The 266-nt window shown below is 52.6% G+C and carries 1 protein-coding gene; it reads left to right on the top strand.

The features are described from left to right. Nucleotides 1-76: 76 nt before the first annotated feature. Nucleotides 77-266, top strand: a 190-nt coding sequence (locus CVH10_RS21265; RefSeq protein ID WP_146143232.1) for a DUF986 family protein, incomplete at its 3' end; no start/stop codon positions are given.

The raw sequence follows: 266 nt of genomic DNA, 5'->3' as shown, positions 1-266 counted from the left end.
TGTCGGTCTGTTGGGCCTGTAAAGCTTTATGTTATACGCCGGGGGCTTGCCCCCGGTTTTTTTATCTGGAGGATGAATGACTGTCACGGACACCGTACTGGTTTTGTTTATTGTTGCCCTTCTGGCTTACGCGATCTATGACGAGTTCATTATGCCTCGCCGCCACGGCGAGACGCTGCTGACCCTTCCCCTCTTACGCCGTGGACGCATTGATGCGTTTATCTTCGCCGGGCTGGTGGTCATCCTGATTTACAATAACGTGACCA

Origin of the sequence: Halomonas sp. ND22Bw (assembly GCF_003011945.1) — a bacterium.
GTDB lineage: Bacteria > Pseudomonadota > Gammaproteobacteria > Pseudomonadales > Halomonadaceae > Halomonas > Halomonas halophila.
The sequence above is the reverse complement of the archived record's forward strand: the minus strand, read 5'-3'. Positions and strand labels throughout refer to the sequence as shown.